18 protein-coding genes and 1 pseudogene are annotated in these 15,522 nt (G+C 64.1%); 6 read left to right on the top strand and 13 right to left on the bottom strand.

The annotated features are described in order from the left end of the window. Window position 1: 1 nt before the first annotated feature. A complete protein-coding gene (locus C487_RS18060) occupies window positions 2-487 on the bottom strand; it encodes an Lrp/AsnC family transcriptional regulator (RefSeq protein ID WP_006187285.1) in 486 nt (161 codons plus the stop codon). Between the two features lie 255 nt (window positions 488-742). Between C487_RS18060 and C487_RS18055 the strand changes: the two genes are divergently transcribed. Further along, complete coding sequence (locus tag C487_RS18055) at window positions 743-1,897, top strand: ABC transporter substrate-binding protein (RefSeq protein ID WP_049908265.1); 1,155 nt, start codon at window positions 743-745, stop codon at window positions 1,895-1,897. A 180-nt stretch (window positions 1,898-2,077) separates the two neighbouring features. Here the strand turns inward: C487_RS18055 and C487_RS18050 are convergent, their stop codons facing one another. Next, complete coding sequence (locus tag C487_RS18050) at window positions 2,078-2,689, bottom strand: hypothetical protein (protein ID WP_006187282.1); 612 nt, start codon at window positions 2,687-2,689, stop codon at window positions 2,078-2,080. A 117-nt stretch (window positions 2,690-2,806) separates the two neighbouring features. On the opposite strand from C487_RS18050, the gene C487_RS18045 reads away from it, so the two are divergent. From C487_RS18045 to C487_RS18035, 3 genes are all read left to right on the top strand, one after another. Next, window positions 2,807-3,031 carry a hypothetical protein gene (locus C487_RS18045; RefSeq protein WP_006187281.1) on the top strand — a complete coding sequence of 75 codons (225 nt, stop codon included), beginning with the start codon at window positions 2,807-2,809 and terminating at the stop codon, window positions 3,029-3,031. Between the two features lie 93 nt (window positions 3,032-3,124). Beyond that, window positions 3,125-3,688, top strand: a complete 564-nt coding sequence (locus C487_RS18040) for a thioredoxin family protein (RefSeq protein WP_006187280.1) — start codon at window positions 3,125-3,127, stop codon at window positions 3,686-3,688. A gap of 96 nt (window positions 3,689-3,784) precedes the next feature. Next, window positions 3,785-4,573: an HpcH/HpaI aldolase family protein gene (locus C487_RS18035; protein WP_006187279.1), complete on the top strand. Its 789-nt coding sequence runs from the start codon at window positions 3,785-3,787 to the stop codon at window positions 4,571-4,573. Window positions 4,574-4,624: 51 nt separating this feature from the next. On the opposite strand, the gene C487_RS18030 is transcribed toward C487_RS18035, so the two are convergent. After that, window positions 4,625-5,743: an NADH:flavin oxidoreductase/NADH oxidase gene (locus C487_RS18030; RefSeq protein ID WP_006187278.1), complete on the bottom strand. Its 1,119-nt coding sequence runs from the start codon at window positions 5,741-5,743 to the stop codon at window positions 4,625-4,627. Window positions 5,744-5,873: 130 nt separating this feature from the next. Between C487_RS18030 and C487_RS18025 the strand changes: the two genes are divergently transcribed. Next, a complete protein-coding gene (locus C487_RS18025; RefSeq protein ID WP_006187277.1) occupies window positions 5,874-6,716 on the top strand; it encodes a BtpA/SgcQ family protein in 843 nt (280 codons plus the stop codon). An 11-nt stretch (window positions 6,717-6,727) separates the two neighbouring features. Here C487_RS18025 and C487_RS18020 read toward each other — a convergent pair whose 3' ends face one another. The 5 genes from C487_RS18020 to C487_RS17995 all read right to left on the bottom strand — a co-directional run bounded on the left by C487_RS18020 (window position 6,728) and on the right by C487_RS17995 (window position 11,226). Beyond that, window positions 6,728-7,966 (bottom strand): tripartite tricarboxylate transporter permease, encoded by a 1,239-nt coding sequence (locus C487_RS18020; protein WP_006187276.1) that lies wholly within the window; start codon window positions 7,964-7,966, stop codon window positions 6,728-6,730. A 727-nt stretch (window positions 7,967-8,693) separates the two neighbouring features. Further along, window positions 8,694-8,879, bottom strand: coding sequence for a halocin C8-like domain-containing protein (locus tag C487_RS22110; protein WP_394295590.1), 186 nt, complete (start codon window positions 8,877-8,879; stop codon window positions 8,694-8,696). Between the two features lie 309 nt (window positions 8,880-9,188). Further along, the gene (rpl12p, locus tag C487_RS18005; RefSeq protein ID WP_006187273.1) at window positions 9,189-9,536 is read right to left on the bottom strand and encodes a 50S ribosomal protein P1; all 348 of its coding nucleotides are present in this window, start codon (window positions 9,534-9,536) and stop codon (window positions 9,189-9,191) included. 18 nt (window positions 9,537-9,554) lie between these two features. Then, window positions 9,555-10,592, bottom strand: a complete 1,038-nt coding sequence (locus tag C487_RS18000; RefSeq protein ID WP_006187272.1) for a 50S ribosomal protein L10 — start codon at window positions 10,590-10,592, stop codon at window positions 9,555-9,557. A 1-nt stretch (window position 10,593) separates the two neighbouring features. Further along, the gene (locus C487_RS17995) at window positions 10,594-11,226 is read right to left on the bottom strand and encodes a 50S ribosomal protein L1 (RefSeq protein ID WP_006187271.1); all 633 of its coding nucleotides are present in this window, start codon (window positions 11,224-11,226) and stop codon (window positions 10,594-10,596) included. 275 nt (window positions 11,227-11,501) lie between these two features. Here C487_RS17995 and C487_RS17990 point away from each other — a divergent pair, with 275 nt between their 5' ends. Further along, a complete protein-coding gene (locus tag C487_RS17990; RefSeq protein WP_162831897.1) occupies window positions 11,502-12,110 on the top strand; it encodes a hypothetical protein in 609 nt (202 codons plus the stop codon). A 226-nt stretch (window positions 12,111-12,336) separates the two neighbouring features. On the opposite strand, the gene C487_RS17985 is transcribed toward C487_RS17990, so the two are convergent. The 5 genes and pseudogenes from C487_RS17985 to C487_RS22265 all read right to left on the bottom strand — a co-directional run. Next, a complete protein-coding gene (locus C487_RS17985) occupies window positions 12,337-12,825 on the bottom strand; it encodes a 50S ribosomal protein L11 (RefSeq protein ID WP_006187269.1) in 489 nt (162 codons plus the stop codon). Window positions 12,826-12,923: 98 nt separating this feature from the next. Further along, on the bottom strand, window positions 12,924-13,226 hold the full coding sequence (gene cutA / locus C487_RS17980; protein ID WP_006187268.1) for a divalent-cation tolerance protein CutA: 303 nt from the start codon (window positions 13,224-13,226) through the stop codon (window positions 12,924-12,926). 59 nt (window positions 13,227-13,285) lie between these two features. Further along, the gene (locus C487_RS17975; RefSeq protein WP_006187267.1) at window positions 13,286-13,477 is read right to left on the bottom strand and encodes an HEWD family protein; all 192 of its coding nucleotides are present in this window, start codon (window positions 13,475-13,477) and stop codon (window positions 13,286-13,288) included. A 130-nt stretch (window positions 13,478-13,607) separates the two neighbouring features. After that, on the bottom strand, window positions 13,608-15,119 hold the full coding sequence (locus tag C487_RS17970) for a phosphoenolpyruvate carboxykinase (ATP) (protein WP_049908264.1): 1,512 nt from the start codon (window positions 15,117-15,119) through the stop codon (window positions 13,608-13,610). Between the two features lie 327 nt (window positions 15,120-15,446). Then, window positions 15,447-15,522, bottom strand: a pseudogene (locus C487_RS22265) (IS6 family transposase); the annotation flags it as partial.

The following is a 15,522-nucleotide window of genomic DNA, read 5'->3' as shown; positions in this document are numbered from 1 at the left end:
GTCAGGGTGAGAACGAGAGGCGGTCGTCCCCCTCGCCGTCGCCGAGTTCGATCCCGTTCTCCTTGTAGGAGGCCATCACGTAGTGGGTGACCGTCTGGGTAATCTCGGGGACGGGTGCGACCTTTTCGCTGATGAACTGCGAGACCTCGCGGATGGAGTCGCCCTCGACCTCCATGTCGAAGTCGTAGTCGCCGCTGATCAGCCGCAGGGCTTTGACCTCCGGGAACCGTGCGAGGCGCTCCGCGATGTCGTCGTAGCTCGTCTCGCGGTCGAGCGTGACGTTCAACTCGACTTCGGCGCGGACGCGCTCGTCTTCCAGTTTGTCCCAGTCGACGACCGCCTGGTAGCCCCGGACGACGTCCGTCGCCTCGAGTTCCTCGACCGTCGCCTCGACCTCGTGTTCCTCAAGGTCGGTCATTCGCGCGATATCCGCCGTGGAGTACCGCGCGTTCTCACGAAGCAACTCGAGCACCTCGCGTTCGCTCATACAGCGTGCAAACGCGAGCGTGTGTAAAGGTCTAACGTTGTTCGGCCGGCGGCCCGTGGGGACGGTCGTCGAGTACGGGACCCACGACGAGGTGCTCGCGATGGACGGTCCGTACGCGACGCTGTGGGCTGTCAAGCCGGTGAAACCGGTACGATACCCAGTCTCCTCGAGACGCCCCGTGGTTCCGCCGGCCGAACAACGTTAGACTTGCCTAATAACCGGAGCGTTTATCGTGTTTTAGGCCGGCCTAAAATCATGGGGGTAGATGAGACAACACACGATGTACCGACACGCAGAGACACGCTAAAATACGGCACAACGCTCGCGGCCGGCGTTGCCCTCGCCGGCTGTTCAGAGTTGGCCGACCAGAGCAAGCAGGGCGAGACGAGTGGGAACGCCTCGTACTCGGTGTCGATGGAACCGATGGGAAGCGTCACCTTCGAGACGGTACCCGAGCGCTGGGTCGCGTACGACGGCGGATACGCGGATATGGCCGTCGCACTGGGGCAAGCTGATGGATTAGCGGGGCTCGGCGGAGCGAACCGGTACTACACCTACGTGTACGACGAACTCCCCGGAGTCACAGTCGATCGAGATATCCTCGAGTCCTATCCGGAGGTTCGGACCAAAGAGGAGTTCTACGAACTCGACAGCGACGTGCACCTGTACGATCCACAGATGCTCATCAACTGGTTCGGGTGGGACGATGCGGATATCGACGAAATCACGTCGATGGTCGCGCCGTTCGTCGGCAACCTGATCTTCCGTCGATCGGACGAATGGCACGACTACCGCTACTACACGTTGTACGAGGCTTTCGAGAAAGTAGCGGCAGTGTTCCAACAGCGTGATCGCTACGAGGCGTTTCGCGAACTCCACACCGCATTCATCGCGTCGGTGCAGGAGCGGCTCCCACCGGCCGACGACCGCCCGTCCGTCTTCCTCACGTTCGAGGGTGCCGAAGAGCCGGAGGCGTTCTCGCCGTACCGGCTCGACGACGAGGGGACGAGCAAGAAACAATGGCGGGACCTCGGTATCCACGACGCGCTGGCGGGGACGGGAACCGAGAATCTCAGCACCACGAACCGGGGAAAACTCGATTACGAGAACCTGCTCGAGATCGACCCTGATGTGATCCTCATCCGCGGCCACGAGCGGAAGTCCGCGACGGACTTCCGTGACACGGTTCTCGACTATATGCAGCGCCATCCCGTCGGGAGTGAACTCACTGCCGTACAGAACGGGCGCGTGTATCGCGGCGGTTACCTCAACCAGGGCCCGATTCACAACCTCTTCCTGACGGAACGAGCAGCGAAGCAACTGTTCCCAGAAGAGTTCGGCGATGTGACCGGCGACGAACATCTATTCGATCGACAGGAAGTCGCGAACATCATCAACGGAGCGATCTGACCGCACGCACTGACGACCGACGGCAGTCCCGTGAGCGAGATCGGTTCTCGGAACGCGATACGAGGGCGCTCCGTCGCAGGCCCACACTCGAGCGGCCGCTCACCTGACTCGCGTCACGATACCGACGATCTCGTCGGCTGCGGCGACGGAACCCGGCGAGACGGCGCTGTCCCGGCTGTATCAGCGATAATTCTTGAACAGCAACGCCCGCACGTCGTCTTTCGTCTGGACCTGTTCGCTCGAGCCGTCGGGGAGGTCGACGGTGTACCGGAAATCCGCCGCGTCGGACTCCGCCCACTTGTCGTCGTGGGTCTCGAGCAGGCTCATCATCTCGTCTAACATGTCGTCGTCGTCGGCCGAGCCGTCGCCGTCGGTGTCGGCGCTCGCGTCCTCATCGCCGTCGTCGGCGTCCGGGTCGGCTTCGCCGTCGTCCGATTCAGTTCCGGTCTCGTCCGCGTCGTCGGTCGGGGTCGTCTCGCTCGAGCCGTCGGCGTCTCCCGCGTCGGCCGGCGGGTCAGCGGCGTCGCCTTCGTCGTAGGAGACCGTCTCGAGGTCGTTCGGATCGTTCCTCCCGTCGATGGCCGCGCCGACGGACGCCGAAACGTCGTCGGTCGCCGAGGATTCGAACTCGTCGGCGTCGATTTCGATTTCCTCGTCGAGGTTGTCGATCAGAAACTGGACGGCGTCCTGTTCGCGGACGAACCCGTACTTGCCGACGACCGATTCGGAAATCTCCTCGCGGAGGTGCTGAATGAACGCGTACTGCTCGTCGGTGACCTCGAGCGTCTTCATACCCAGTCGATGCGGCCGGGGGTACAAATATGTAGGTCGTCACGGGGAACGCGAGGGCTCGACTCGCGATATCTATCAGTAGGATTAAATGTTCCTATCGGCCAGTTTCGGACACCCATGGATGAGGTACTCGAACTCGCCGACGTCGTCGCCGATTCGGAACTCGAGGGGTTGTTCGTCTGGCTGCTCCGGCTGGTGGGCCTGCTGGCGATCCTTGGCGGTCTCGGACTCTGGCTGCTGACCGACATCACCCTGGTCGTCCCGCTCGCCCTGCTCGTCGGTGGGATCGCCCTGCTGGTCGTTCCCGGGATACGTCTGGCGGTCGCGGAACTGTTCGGATAGGCGGGGTGCCAGCGGCCGCGCGTCGTGGACCGCCTGTGGAACCCGACTCCCCCGAACGTGACGATTAAGGCCGCACGAGCCGAACGGTCGGACATGGTCCTCACAGAGTCCGAGTCGGAACTCGACGCCGGCGACCCCGCTCCAGAGTTCGAACTCGAGGGCGTCGACGGCGAGACGCACTCGCTCGAGAGCTTCGCCGACGACGAGGCGCTGTTGCTCGTGTTCACGTGCAATCACTGTCCGTACGCGCAGGCGAAATTTGACTTGCTGAACGAACTGGCCGACGAGTACGACGACGTCTCGGTCGTCGGGATCAATCCCAACGACGCCGCGGAGTACCCTGACGACTCCGTCGAGCAGATGCGGGAGTACGTCGACGAGGGGACAATCGAGTACGACGCCTATCTCCGCGACGAGAGTCAGGACGTCGCCCGCGCCTACGGTGCGGTCTGCACGCCCGATCCGTTCCTCTTCGCTCGTGACGACGACGAGTTCGAACTGGTCTACCACGGCCGTCTCGACGACGCTCTCAACCCCGACGACGAGCCGAGCCGGTACCACATCCGCGAGGCGATCGACGCCGTCCTCGCCGGTGCGTCGGTCGACCTCGAGTGGCAGCCCTCCCGTGGCTGTTCGATCAAGTGGACGGACGACTGACGTGCCCGTCCGCGGTTGTTTTCGATCCCTTCGGTTCAGGCCGGGAACGCCGCTGGCCGCAGACTTTAGTCGCAGGCGAGCGTGACTTTCGGCCGTATGAGTCAGCCACCGCGCGGTAACGCGCTCCGCGAGACGCTCGCGTCCGGCGACGTGGCGCTTGGCGTCCTCGAGAACACGTACAGTCCGACGGTCGTCGAACTCTACGCGGCGCTGGGCGTCGATTTCGTCTGGATCGACCTCGAGCACGGCGGCCCGAGTCCGCGGGACGCGGGCCGGCTGGAGGAACTGCTGCGCGCAGTGGACGGCACCGAGACGGAGCTGTTGGTGCGACTCCCCGATACCGATCCGTCGCTGGTGCGGAAAGCCCTCGACGCTGGCGTTCGGAACGTCTTCCTCCCGCGAGTCGGTAGCGCCGAGGAACTCAGGGCGGCGGTTCGGGCCGGTCGGTTCGAGTACGACGGCGAACCCGGCCGCCGGGGCATGGCGAACCCGCGTGCCGGCCGCTGGGGGCTGACCGACGAGTACGTGACCAGCGAGGACGAGTCGGCCGTCGTCGGGGTCACGGTCGAGACGCAGTCTGCGCTCGACGAACTCGACGATATCCTCGCGGTCCCCGAACTCGGCTTCGTCTTCATCGGCCCGCTCGATCTCTCGGTCTCGCTGGGCCATCCCGGCGAGTTCGATCATCCGGAGGTCGAGGAAGCCGTCGAGACGATCCGGTCGGCCGCCGTCGAGGCGGACGTCCCGGTGGGCGGACTCGGCTTCGGCATGGACGATGTCAACGAAAAGGCCGCGAACGGCTATCAACTCCTGAATATCGGGACGACGACGGGCGCGTTGCAGTCCTCGGTCACCGGATGGCTGGACGGATTCGACGGCGCGTAACTCGCGTCCCATCCTCCGGACCGGTTCGAACCCGCAGCCGAGTCGACCGCGTTACCGCTTCGCCGCGCGCCGGTACTGGGCCGGCCACGCGTTCGCGGCCGCGTCCGGGTCACGCTCGAGGTCGTCGGCTGCGCGGAGGCCGAAGTACGGATCGCGCAGGAACTCCCGGCCCACGAGCACGAGGTCGGCGCGGCCGTTGCGGACCAGCGCGTCTGCCTGTTCCGGTTCGGTGACACCGCCGACCGCACCGACGGCGACATCTGCTTCCTCACGGACCCGCTCTGCCAGCGGCACCTGGAAGTTCGGGCCGCCCGAAATCGACTGTTCGGGGTGGAGCGCGCCCGAACTCACGTCAACCAGATCGACGCCGAGATCGGCGAAGTCGTTCGCCAGTCGGACCGACTGCTCGATGTCCCACGATTCGCGGTCGTCGAGCCAGTCCGTGCCGGAGATGCGGACGAAGACCGGCTTATCGTCCGGCCAGACCTCGCGGACGGCTGCGACGACCTCGCGGACCAGTCGCGTTCGATTCTCGAAGCTGCCGCCGTAGTCGTCCTCGCGGGTGTTCGTGACCGGCGAAAGGAACTCGTGGAGCAGGTAGCCGTGGGCCGCGTGGATCTCCGCGATCTCGAAGCCGGCCTCGAGCGACCGTTCGGCCGCCGCGCGATAGGCCTCGATGACGCCCTCGATATCGTCCTGGTCGGCCTTCCGCATCGCCGGCCGGTCGCCGTCGAACGGCGGGTAGGCGTCGGGGGACGGCGAGAGGACTTCCCAACCGGACGCGCCGTTGGGATCGGTCCCGTCGGGCTGGATCGGGACGTGGCCCTCCCAGGGCCGTTCCTTGCTGGCCTTGTGACCCGCGTGGGCGAGTTGGATGCCGGGCAGCCCGCCCTGCTCGCGGATGAACTCGGTGATCGGCTCGAGCGCGGCCGCGTGTTCGTCGCTCCAGATCCCCAAGTCGTAGGGCGTGATGCGGCCGGCCGGCTCGACGGCCGTGGCCTCGGTCATGACGATGCCGGCACCGCCGACGGCCCGACTCCCGAGGTGGACGCGGTGCCACTCGGTCGCGAGCCCGTCGCGCTCACACGAATACTGACACATCGGCGAGACGGCGATCCGGTTTTCCGCCTCGCGGTCGCGCAACGATAACGGAGAGAGTACGTCTGCCATCGCCGGAACGTTACCGCGCTGCGGAAAAAACAGCCGTGGAGGGAGCGGGGCTTGCCGGATCGTCCGTACAACGTGTCTCTGCCGGTGGAGCGATCCGCACTCATTTATCCGGCTCGCTCCCACCACCGATATGGCCACGGCCACAGCACTTCCGGAGCGATTCGACGCCGACCACCCCGTCATCGGCATGGTTCACCTCCCGCCGCTCCCCGGCGCACCGGCCTTCGACGGCGATCGCCGGACCGTCCGAACCCGCGCACTCGAGGATGCCACCCGGCTCGAGGCGGGCGGCGTCGACGGCATCGTCCTCGAGAACTTCGGCGACGCGCCGTTCCACCCCGATGACGTTCCGAAACACGTCGTCGCGGAGATGACGGCCGTCGCGACGGCACTGACCGACGCCGTCGACGTGCCGGTTGGAATCAACGTGCTCCGCAACGACGCCCGCGCCGCGCTGTCGATCGCGGCGGCCGCCGACGCCGCGTTCGTCCGGGTCAACGTCCACGTGGGCACCGCGGCGACCGATCAGGGTCTCGTCGAGGGCCGGGCCCACGAGACGCTCCGACTTCGTGATCGGATCGGGGCCGATGTGGACATCCTCGCGGATGTCCACGTCAAGCACGCGACGCCGATGGGACGGCGGGATATCGAGCGAACGGCCCTCGAGACGGTCGAGCGCGGCGCGGCCGACGGCGTCATCGTTTCCGGAGCCGGAACCGGCGTCGAAGCCTCCCTCGCGGACATCGAACGCGTCACCGACGCGCTCGCGGAGCAGGGTCACGATCGGGTTCCGGTGTTCGTCGGGAGCGGCGTGACGAGCGAGACGGTCAGTGAGTGCTTCGGCGCGGACGCGGACGGCGTCATCGTCGGCACCGCACTCAAACGCGGAGGTGAGACGACCGCTCCGGTCTCACGGGAGCGCGTCGAAGCGCTCGTCGCGGCCGCTCGCGATGCCACCTCCAGCGACGACTGACGGCGACCGGATCAGAGGCCGAGCATCAGCGGTCCGATCAGTACGCCCATCAGGTGGACGCGGCGACACCGCACCCGAACCGGCACCAGTCCGATCGCGGTCGCAGCGGCGAAGATCGCGATGCCGACCGGGCCGGTAAACAGGTACGACAGGGCGAGCAGGACGGCGAGGACGGCAACCGACACCTTCCAGTAGGCCAGCCGGCCGACCACCTCGAGATAGACGTCGCCGACGACGATTACGACCGCGAACCCGATCAGCCCCGCGAGGACGACGCCGGCGAGCAGGAGCGGTAACTCGAGCGGCGCGGCCGTGCGCTCGAACGCGACGACGACGCCGGTCCGGGGCTGACCGATCGCGACCAGCGCGAAGAGCGCGAAGATCGTGTTCGACGTGTCGACGCCGCTGGTCGCGACGATGTAGCCGCGGTCGCTGGCTCCGTTCGGGACGAGCGCCAACACCCCGACGGCGGCGATCGCCGCCGTGATTCCGGGCAGATAGCCGACCACGGCACCCGCAAGCGCGCCGGCGGCGGCGGTGACGCCGATGAACGGTCGCGAGGCCCGTACGCCGTCGTCCTCCTGTCGCGGAATCCCGCTACCCCGGATCGCGTCGATCAACACCGGCGCGCCGAAGAGGCCGGCGAAAAGGGGCGCGAGCGTGCCGCCCGCCTCGAGCGGGGCGTCGGTGGCGAGATCTAGCGTGAGCGCGCCGAGGCCGGTCGCGAGCGCGAACGAGAGTACCGCGCCGAACCGGCTGCGCCAGGTCGGCTCCGAGGCGATCAGCGCGACTGTGACCGTCGCGAGAACGAGCGACAGGTGGGCCCGGAGCGTCGGATAGACGGCCGTCACGGCCCAGGTGACGGGAACGGCCAGCGGAACCGCCGCGATCACGGCGAGGATGCTGCCGAGCGCGGAGAGCCGAACGGCCTCGTACCCCCGCCCCTCGAGAACCATCCGATGGCCCGGCAGTGCGGTCATGGCCATCTCCGCGTCGGGAACGCCGAGCGCCATCGCCGGGACGGCGTTACAGAAGGTGTGGACGACGCCGGCCGCGAGCATCGCACAGCCGACGAACAGCGGCGGTGCGGGGACCGACGGCGCGGCCCCGGCCAGCAGGAACGCGAAGTTGTTGGCGTGCACGCCGGGGACGAGCCCGCTACAACACCCCAGTAGGGAGCCGGCAAGTACCCAGCCCAGCAACTGGAGGGTTACTGCCGGCTCGCTCACGACTTCGATCGGCGCGGGCATCTCCGGCTTTGGCCGCGGCTTCGTTTATATGATCTCGGGCATCGCCTCACTGTTCCGGATCGTGATCGATGATTTCCTGGGGGAAGCCGGTCTCGTCGTCGGTTGGAATCGCGCTATCCGCAACGACGAGAGCCGCCGGAGATTGCTCGCTTGCGACGTAGCCGCGAGTACGAGCGCGTCGAGCAAGTCGTCACGGTTGGACCGTGAAGCCGTCGATGTGGGTTTCCTCGAATCCCCCCGTAATGCTCGCCGAGATTACCTTTCCACGGGATCAAAGCAGTCTCGCTGAGCATCGACAGGGTCTCAAGGCGGGCCGCTCGCTCGTCGGTCGTCGCTGCTGTTAATGCACACGACCTGATATGGTGGTACCGGTCGGACTGAACCACATTATACCCTCATTTTGGACGACCTTCGTGCCGTGACTTGGTTCTGGCACGCTATACAAAAGCAAGACATTTAATATATATATATAATATCAATTCGAAAATATGATGGAGTCGAATGAAAAGAGAGTAATCGTGGAACAGGGATTAATTCTTATTGTTATCTATTTTTTGGTGAACTTTATGCTTGATCGGGGCAGTATATTTGAGTTGGCAGCCGAGAGTTTCGTTATAGGTATTGGATTCATACTACTCATAGCTTCCTACAACTACTGTCGAAGAATTCTATAGAAATAAATACTATACTTACAGTTAATAAAATAGATGTCTGTGGGATGTTGAACTTATAGAACTGCGTCACAGAGGTCGAAGTTCTTGTTGCAGAACTTCTGGGCTGCCAGACTACCGCAATCCCAACTCGATGTTTCTTTCCTGCACACGGTTCTTGCGATAGTCGCACACGTGAGACTTCCTGGGATACCGCCAATATCAAGTACTGCGCAGATAGTCGAAGCACCCCCAACACCCATGCTTACAGACATGTTTGTATATCTGAACACAGAGGCTGCATTTCAATGTGCATCCACAACCGTGCCCCTGTATCGTCACTTCCGAGGGGTCGGTTGGGTATACCCCCTTTGAGGGATTGACTGTTTCAGTCGTCGATTCTAATCTAACGCCTCCTTGGTTACTCGCTTGCTGAGCAGTAACCTCGCTGGTCGTTACATCAAGTTGTATTGTGATATCTCCGGTTTCGGCCTCGATCGGCGTCGCCACTCGACTTCGAGTCGAAAGAAAATTCGGGATTACAACTCGTCGGAACCGAACCGACGGGAACGTTATCCGAAGAGTTCGCCGAGACCCTCGCCGTCGGCCTCGTCGTCATCGTCGTCGTCGTCCGTCGTGTCCGGCACGTCGCTGGTCTCTTCGGCCTCTTCTTCCTCGCCGCCGTCATCGGCAGCGGCCTCGCCACCCGCGGCACCGCCTGCGGCGGCTCCGCCAGCGGGGACGGCAGCGGCCTCGGAGACTGCCTCGTCGATGTCGACGTCCTCGAGCGCGGCGACGAGCGCCTTGACTCGGGACTCCTCGACGTCGACGCCGGCAGCGTCGAGCACGTTCGTCAGGTTGTCTTCGTTGATCTCTTCGTCCGATTCGTTCAGGATGAGTGCAGCGTATACGTATTCCATTGTTGGATCCTCCGTTGATTAACCGAACATCTCGCCGAGACCGGCCGCGCCGTCGCCGTCGTCATCGTCATCGTCGGTCTCGGCGTCTTCGGTCTCGGCCTCGTCGTCAGTCTGGTCGTCTGCCGATTCGTCCTCGTCGTCGGCCGCCGCCGGTTCGGCGGGAGCCGCGACGTCCTGAAGTTCGTCAGGAAGCGCCTCCTCGTCGTCGATCTGGCCGGCGAGCGCACGCAGCTGTGCGTCGGCCTTGCTGACGAGGTCGGGCATCAGGTCTTCGTCTTCGATGGCGGCCTGCAGGCCGAGGCTCTTGGCCTCGCCCGTGGCCTTGGCGATGAGCGTCGGGGCCGTCGTCGCGGTCGGGAAACTCGCGTTGATCGAGAGGTTCCGAGCGCGGGCGGCGGCCGTCGACACGTCGCTCCGGTAGGCCTCGATGTCGATGTCGAGATCCTCCGGGTCGAAGAGCACGCCCTCGGCGATGACGGCGCGCAGGTCGAGTCCGACCTCCTTGGGCTCGATTCCGAGTTCGTTGAGGACGTTCGCCAGATCGGCGGAGACTTCCTCGCCGGCCTCGAGGACCGTCGAGTCCTCCATGACCTGGATCGACCCCTCTTCGATGCGCGCGTTCGCACCGATACCCTGGAGTTCACCGACGAACGGTCCCGGGTCGACACCGGTGTCCCCTTCGGGGATCACGATGTCGTTCGGGGCGACTTCGCCTTCGTTGATCGGCGCGGGCGTCTTCGACGCCTCGAGTTCCTTGTACAGCGAGAAGGGGTTCTCGTCCGTCGCGATGATGCCGACCTGACCACCGATGTGCTCGACGAGGTCGCCGAATCCGGCGTCCTCGAGGGCACGCGTCTGCAGGGTGTTGCGGCTGACGCGCAACACGGCGGTACCGTGCAGGTCGCGACGCATGTCCTGGAGCTGCTTCGAGGGAATGCCGGCGATACCGACGACGCCGACGCTCTCGTACTCGTCGATGATTCGTGCGAGCTCGTCGACTTCCTCTTTCTTCCACTGGGGAAGGTTCTCGGTTTTGCGTTCAGCCTGTGCGCTCATTCTAGGCCACCTCCACGGACGGCCCCATCGTCGTCTTCACGTAGACGGCGTCGATGTTCTGGGGGCCCTTCTCGAGGTCGGCGTGCAGGCGACGCAGGATGACGTCGATGTTGTCGCCGATATCCTCGGCGTCCATATCTTCGGCACCGACGAGCGTGTGGAACGTTCGTCGGTCGCCGGAGCGAAGCTGCACGGTGTTTTTGAGCCGGTTGACGGTTTCGACGACGTCGTCGTCGGGCGAGAGCGGGTCCGGCATCTTCCCTCGGGGACCGAGAATGGTACCCAGGTGCCGGGCGATGTCTTGCATCATCGCCTCTTCGGCGATGAAGAAGTCCGTCTCGTTGGCCATGTCTTTGGCCTCGTCGTCGTCCAGATCGGCCACGTCGTCCACCGAAAGCACCTCGTCCGCGGCCTCCTCGGCACGGACTGCGGTCTCTCCTTCGGCGATGACGACGATCCGAGTCTCCTGGCCGGTTCCGGCCGGCAGGACGATCGACTCGTCAACGCGGTTCGACGGTTCGTTCAGGTCTAGGTCGCGCAGATTGATCGCGAGGTCTACCGTTTCGGTAAAGTTCCGATCGGGCGAATCCTCGAGTGCGCGCGCTACTGCTGTTTCAATATCCGAATCTGCCATCGTTCACCTCCGTAGTACGCAGGACTGCTCCTACGGGTCAGTGAAACAGGCGATGCCTGTCTCCCTTGAACCGAGGGCCAACCCGAACTTAAACCCGTCGAACTACCAGTACGCTCGCCTCGCGGTGGGGTCGGCCCGTCGTCGCCGCGGGGACTGGATCGGCGAGACGGACAGCCACGCGGCCGCCTTCTTTCCCTCGTTTCATCACAGTAACGTATTATTCACGCTCACAACAACCGAAAACTCTATTATGCATGCTGATGAATCCTGTATCTATGTGGCCAGTAGACTTATATACTATTATCGGTCGGGCGGGGATCAGTTCGGTCGCCGTGTTGGCACCGGCCGGCGGTGAACTCGAGGCGTATCGATCGCTCGAGCCGTTCGTTCGGATGGGCGTCCAGTTCGCGGCGACCGCCCTCGTGGCGATGGTCGTCTTCGGATTGGCACAGAACAGCAGCAGGCTGGCCGTGTCGAAATCACGCCAGAGTCCCATCATCTCGCTTTGCATCGGGATTCCGGGGTTCCTCGTCGTGGGTGGGCTCGCAAGTACGGGATACCTGATCGTCGATACGGACATCGGAACGTTCTTCGGGATTCCGATGGTGATCCTCGGCGCGATCGTTCTCCCGGCGTCGATAGCGATCGGCTGCGTCGCGATCGGCCGAACCGTCGCCGCACGGCTCGGCGATGACCGGCTCGCGACCGGGCTGCTCGTCGGGGCGCTCGCGAGCGGGGCCGCCGGACTGTCGCTTCCGGCCACCGTCGCTCTCGTCGGGCTCGCCGGGACGCTCGGAACCGGTGCGTTCATCCGGGTTCTATTCGGCGCGTCCGGGGCGACCCATCCCGACGATCGGACCGTCCCGCCCGCGAACAAGATCTAAGTTGCCGCCCTAACTGCGTTCCCGCTCCGGACCCTCGGCTCGACGGGCGATTTTGTTTTCCTCCATCCGCCGACCATCGAACGCGAGCGTTAGCGATCTCGACCGATACTAGCGACAACGGCTGCTCGACGGGAGACGGAAACTGACCGGCCGTCCCGGCGTGCCAAACGGTATCGCCAACGCTACCCACCTCTACGAGAACGGAGAAGTACTCGCTGCGCCGTCTTCAGGCGCTCGCTTCGCTAGCGAGCACGTCGTCGTACTCGCCGTCGTCGACTCGCTGCTTGAACTCTCGAGCGTCGTTGCCCTCGATGGTGACGCCCATCGAGGCACAGGTTCCGACGACTTCCTTCGCGGCGTTGATCGTGTCGTACGCGAGCAGGTCGGGGTGTTTCTGCTCGGCGATCGTCTTGACCTGCTCGACGGAAAGGTCCGCGACGAAGTCCTTCTGGGGCTCGCCGCTCCCGGTCTCGAAACCGGCTTCGTCTTTGATCAGCGCCGCCGTCGGCGGGACACCGACATCGATCTCGAAGGAGCCGTCCTCCTCGTAGTCGACGGTGACGGGGACTTCGGTCCCGTCGAACGCTTCGGTCTGGTCGTTGATCTCCTGTACGACGGCCTGCACGTCGACGGGCGTCGGTCCGAGCTCGGGACCGAGTGGTGGGCCAGGGTTGGCCTGGCCACCCGGAACGAGCACTTCGATGGTTCCAGCCATATCCGTGATATCCCGTGCGCGAGTTTTAAGGGTTGCTAATTCGGGCAGTCATCGTCTGTGACCGTCTGTCGTACGCAGGCCGAACGGGTGCCGTCCCATCAGTCGACGCGTTCCGTTCGCCACGCCGCAAACGACTCGAGAACGTCGCTCTCATCGAAGCGCTCGATACAGGGGACATCGTAGGGATGACTGTCGCGAATGCGGTCGACAAGGTCGTCGTAGGCGTCGTCGGTAGTCTTCGCGAGTAACACGACTTCGTCGTCGCGGTGGAGTTCGCCCTCCCAACGGTAGGTCGATGTCGTCGATAGCCGGTTGACACAGGCCGCCAGTCGCTCTTCGACCAGCGTTTCGGCGAGTTCGTCGGCCGCCTCGGGCGGTGCCGTGATGTAGACGGTCGGCATGGAACGCGCTACGACCCAGTCGGGCAAAAACGTCCGTATCGTCGCTCGCGGCGCGTCGGCTAGCTGTCGGTCGCGTCGACAGGCGTGAAGGTACCGGTGATGTCCCACTCGTGGATGCAGTGTGGGTTGCCGACCTGTTTCTCGCCGCCGTCGCGGGCGATCTGCCAGGCCTCGAGGCGTTCGTCCCACTGTTCACCTCGACCACACGATTCACAGATTCTCGCGGTCGGTTTCCGCACTTGGGTACTCATTACCGAACCGTGAGAACTCGACACATATAACGGTGTGCGTGCGCGGCAAGTACTGCCACCCACCGGGATCGCAACGCGGTCTGAAAGCCGGGAGTGTCGTTCACGCTCCGAGACGGAGGGGAGCGATCGATCAGTAGACGGCGTCCGTGATCTCCTCGCGGAGTTCGTCGAACTGCGCCAAGTACTCGCGACGGTCGGTTCGCAGGTCCGCCAGGGCCGCGTCGTAGTCATCGACGTGGTCGGGGACGTAGTAGTCGTCGACATCGAGTCCCGGGATGGAGTCGGGGATCGTCAGCCCCATCCGCTCGTCGTGGGTCCACTCGATGGTGCCGCGGGCGGCCTCCGTGAGGATCGTCACGGACTCGGTGACGCCGATATCCGCCGACCGATCGCCGAGATAGCCCGTGTTGATGACGTAACAGTCGACGTCGAGGATATCGATCAGTTCGTGGAAGATATTCCCCTCCTCTCCCTCGGGACCGATAATGAAGGGGTTGGTCCCGACGACGCGGATCGATTCGCCCGCCCGGGACGGATCGCCCGCACTGGTTTGGATCGACTCGCCGAGCATGAAGGCGACGGCGGCCTGCTCCTCGTCGAGTTTGGCGACTGGGGGCATCAGGGGATTGCGGGTGATGAAGAAGACCTGATCCATGCTGCCGAGGTCGATCTCCTCGTCGGCGCTCTCGAGTTCGTCGCGCTGGATGATGGCCCGGGAGTTCGACGTATAGCGTTCCTCGTCGAAGCGGACGGTCCCGTCGTCGTCGACGGCGACGTTCTCGAGGATCGCCGACTCGTCGGTCGCGGCCGCGTAGAGTTCGGGCTGTTCGTCCTCGTCGAGGCCGATCGTCTTGATGAACAGCCCCTCGCCCTCGCTGCCGGCGACGGAGCCGTCCGAGAGGAGGCCACAGACGTCGTCCTGGAGCATCGAGGCTCCCTCCGGCTCCTCGAGCCAGCAGCCGTGGGAGGTCAGCGTGGATTTGCCGGTCGCGGACAGTCCCATGAAGACCTGACCGACGGTCCGGAGGTCGCCGTCAGCGTCGCGGACGCGGACGCGCTTGCTCCCCGCGTGGAGCCCGAGACCGCCCTGTTGTTTGATCCGGTACATGAACAGCCGGAGGAACGACTTCTTGGCCTCACCGGTGTAGTCGCTGCCGAGGACGGCGGTGAATCCGGTGTCGGGAAGCACACGGATCGCGGTCTCGTCGTGGTCGGGAAGTTGGACGGTGTAGAGATCGGGGTCTCGCCCGTCCGACGGCTCGAAGAGTTTCGCCCACGCGTAGGCGATCCGGGCGTGCTCGACGGGAACGAAGAGCCGACAGCAGAAACTCGCCTCCGGATGGCGGCCCATCAGTCGGTCGACACAGAGCAGTTCGATGTCGTCGGTGCTGTCGACGGCCTCGTCGATCAGTTCGTGATCGCGGTCGGTGAACTCGTCGTCGACGGCGTTTTTCGTCCGATCGGCGCTCCGCGAACGGAACTCGCTAACGTACGACGGCGACCCGAACTCGGTGGTCGTCTCGTCGGGCGCGGCGAGTTCGCGGAGTTCCTCGAGCGACGGATCGTACCGCACGTTCGGCGCTGTGGCTGGGTCCGGGAGCTGTCGGACCAGCGGACGGGACTCCATCCCGGTTTCAGACATACACGTGATGCACCACTGTCCTGATGCATAAGCATGGAGGATTCTATTCGCTGTGTGGTACGACATACCCACTAAGAGGATTAAAATCCGGTTTGTGGCACTGTGATAGCTTCGAGAGGGAGCTTTCCCACTCCATCGAAATAGTTCGTAATTGGAGGTGTATCAATAGGTACTCGAGTAAGAAATAATTCTAATCGGCGATGGGCAGACGGGACGGCACCGGCCGGACTCGAACCGCGGTTCCGTGCTCGAGGTTTGCGGGGACCGATGCTCGGGCGATGCCGCCGTTGACCCGGTTTTCACATCTGGTACCGCGGTCGTGTTAACTTAAGCATGATTCCACCAGACGGCGTGGGCTTGGAGCCAGGTTTCTGCGGTGGCTGGATCGACGTGGCTAAAACAG

Origin of the sequence: Natrinema pallidum DSM 3751 (assembly GCF_000337615.1) — an archaeon.
Classification (GTDB): domain Archaea; phylum Halobacteriota; class Halobacteria; order Halobacteriales; family Natrialbaceae; genus Natrinema; species Natrinema pallidum.
This window is presented reverse-complemented; position numbering and strand designations above follow the sequence as displayed.

Excerpts from the sequence above, each read along its gene's own strand:
- C487_RS18050 (WP_006187282.1), bottom strand. The coding sequence starts at position 2,689 with ATGAAGACGCTCGAGGTCACCGACGAGCAGTACGCGTTCATTCAGCAC.
- C487_RS17995 (WP_006187271.1), bottom strand. The coding sequence starts at position 11,226 with ATGGCAGATTCGGATATTGAAACAGCAGTAGCGCGCGCACTCGAGGAT.
- C487_RS18040 (WP_006187280.1), top strand. The coding sequence starts at position 3,125 with ATGGTCCTCACAGAGTCCGAGTCGGAACTCGACGCCGGCGACCCCGCT.
- C487_RS18030 (WP_006187278.1), bottom strand. The coding sequence starts at position 5,743 with ATGGCAGACGTACTCTCTCCGTTATCGTTGCGCGACCGCGAGGCGGAA.
- C487_RS17970 (WP_049908264.1), bottom strand. The coding sequence starts at position 15,119 with ATGTCTGAAACCGGGATGGAGTCCCGTCCGCTGGTCCGACAGCTCCCG.
- C487_RS18045 (WP_006187281.1), top strand. The coding sequence starts at position 2,807 with ATGGATGAGGTACTCGAACTCGCCGACGTCGTCGCCGATTCGGAACTC.
- C487_RS18060 (WP_006187285.1), bottom strand. The coding sequence starts at position 487 with ATGAGCGAACGCGAGGTGCTCGAGTTGCTTCGTGAGAACGCGCGGTAC.
- C487_RS17975 (WP_006187267.1), bottom strand. The coding sequence starts at position 13,477 with ATGAGTACCCAAGTGCGGAAACCGACCGCGAGAATCTGTGAATCGTGT.
- cutA (WP_006187268.1), bottom strand. The coding sequence starts at position 13,226 with ATGCCGACCGTCTACATCACGGCACCGCCCGAGGCGGCCGACGAACTC.
- C487_RS18000 (WP_006187272.1), bottom strand. The coding sequence starts at position 10,592 with ATGAGCGCACAGGCTGAACGCAAAACCGAGAACCTTCCCCAGTGGAAG.
- C487_RS22110 (WP_394295590.1), bottom strand. The coding sequence starts at position 8,879 with ATGGGTGTTGGGGGTGCTTCGACTATCTGCGCAGTACTTGATATTGGC.
- C487_RS18020 (WP_006187276.1), bottom strand. The coding sequence starts at position 7,966 with ATGCCCGCGCCGATCGAAGTCGTGAGCGAGCCGGCAGTAACCCTCCAG.
- C487_RS18055 (WP_049908265.1), top strand. The coding sequence starts at position 743 with ATGGGGGTAGATGAGACAACACACGATGTACCGACACGCAGAGACACG.
- rpl12p (WP_006187273.1), bottom strand. The coding sequence starts at position 9,536 with ATGGAATACGTATACGCTGCACTCATCCTGAACGAATCGGACGAAGAG.
- C487_RS18035 (WP_006187279.1), top strand. The coding sequence starts at position 3,785 with ATGAGTCAGCCACCGCGCGGTAACGCGCTCCGCGAGACGCTCGCGTCC.
- C487_RS18025 (WP_006187277.1), top strand. The coding sequence starts at position 5,874 with ATGGCCACGGCCACAGCACTTCCGGAGCGATTCGACGCCGACCACCCC.
- C487_RS17990 (WP_162831897.1), top strand. The coding sequence starts at position 11,502 with ATGTGGCCAGTAGACTTATATACTATTATCGGTCGGGCGGGGATCAGT.
- C487_RS17985 (WP_006187269.1), bottom strand. The coding sequence starts at position 12,825 with ATGGCTGGAACCATCGAAGTGCTCGTTCCGGGTGGCCAGGCCAACCCT.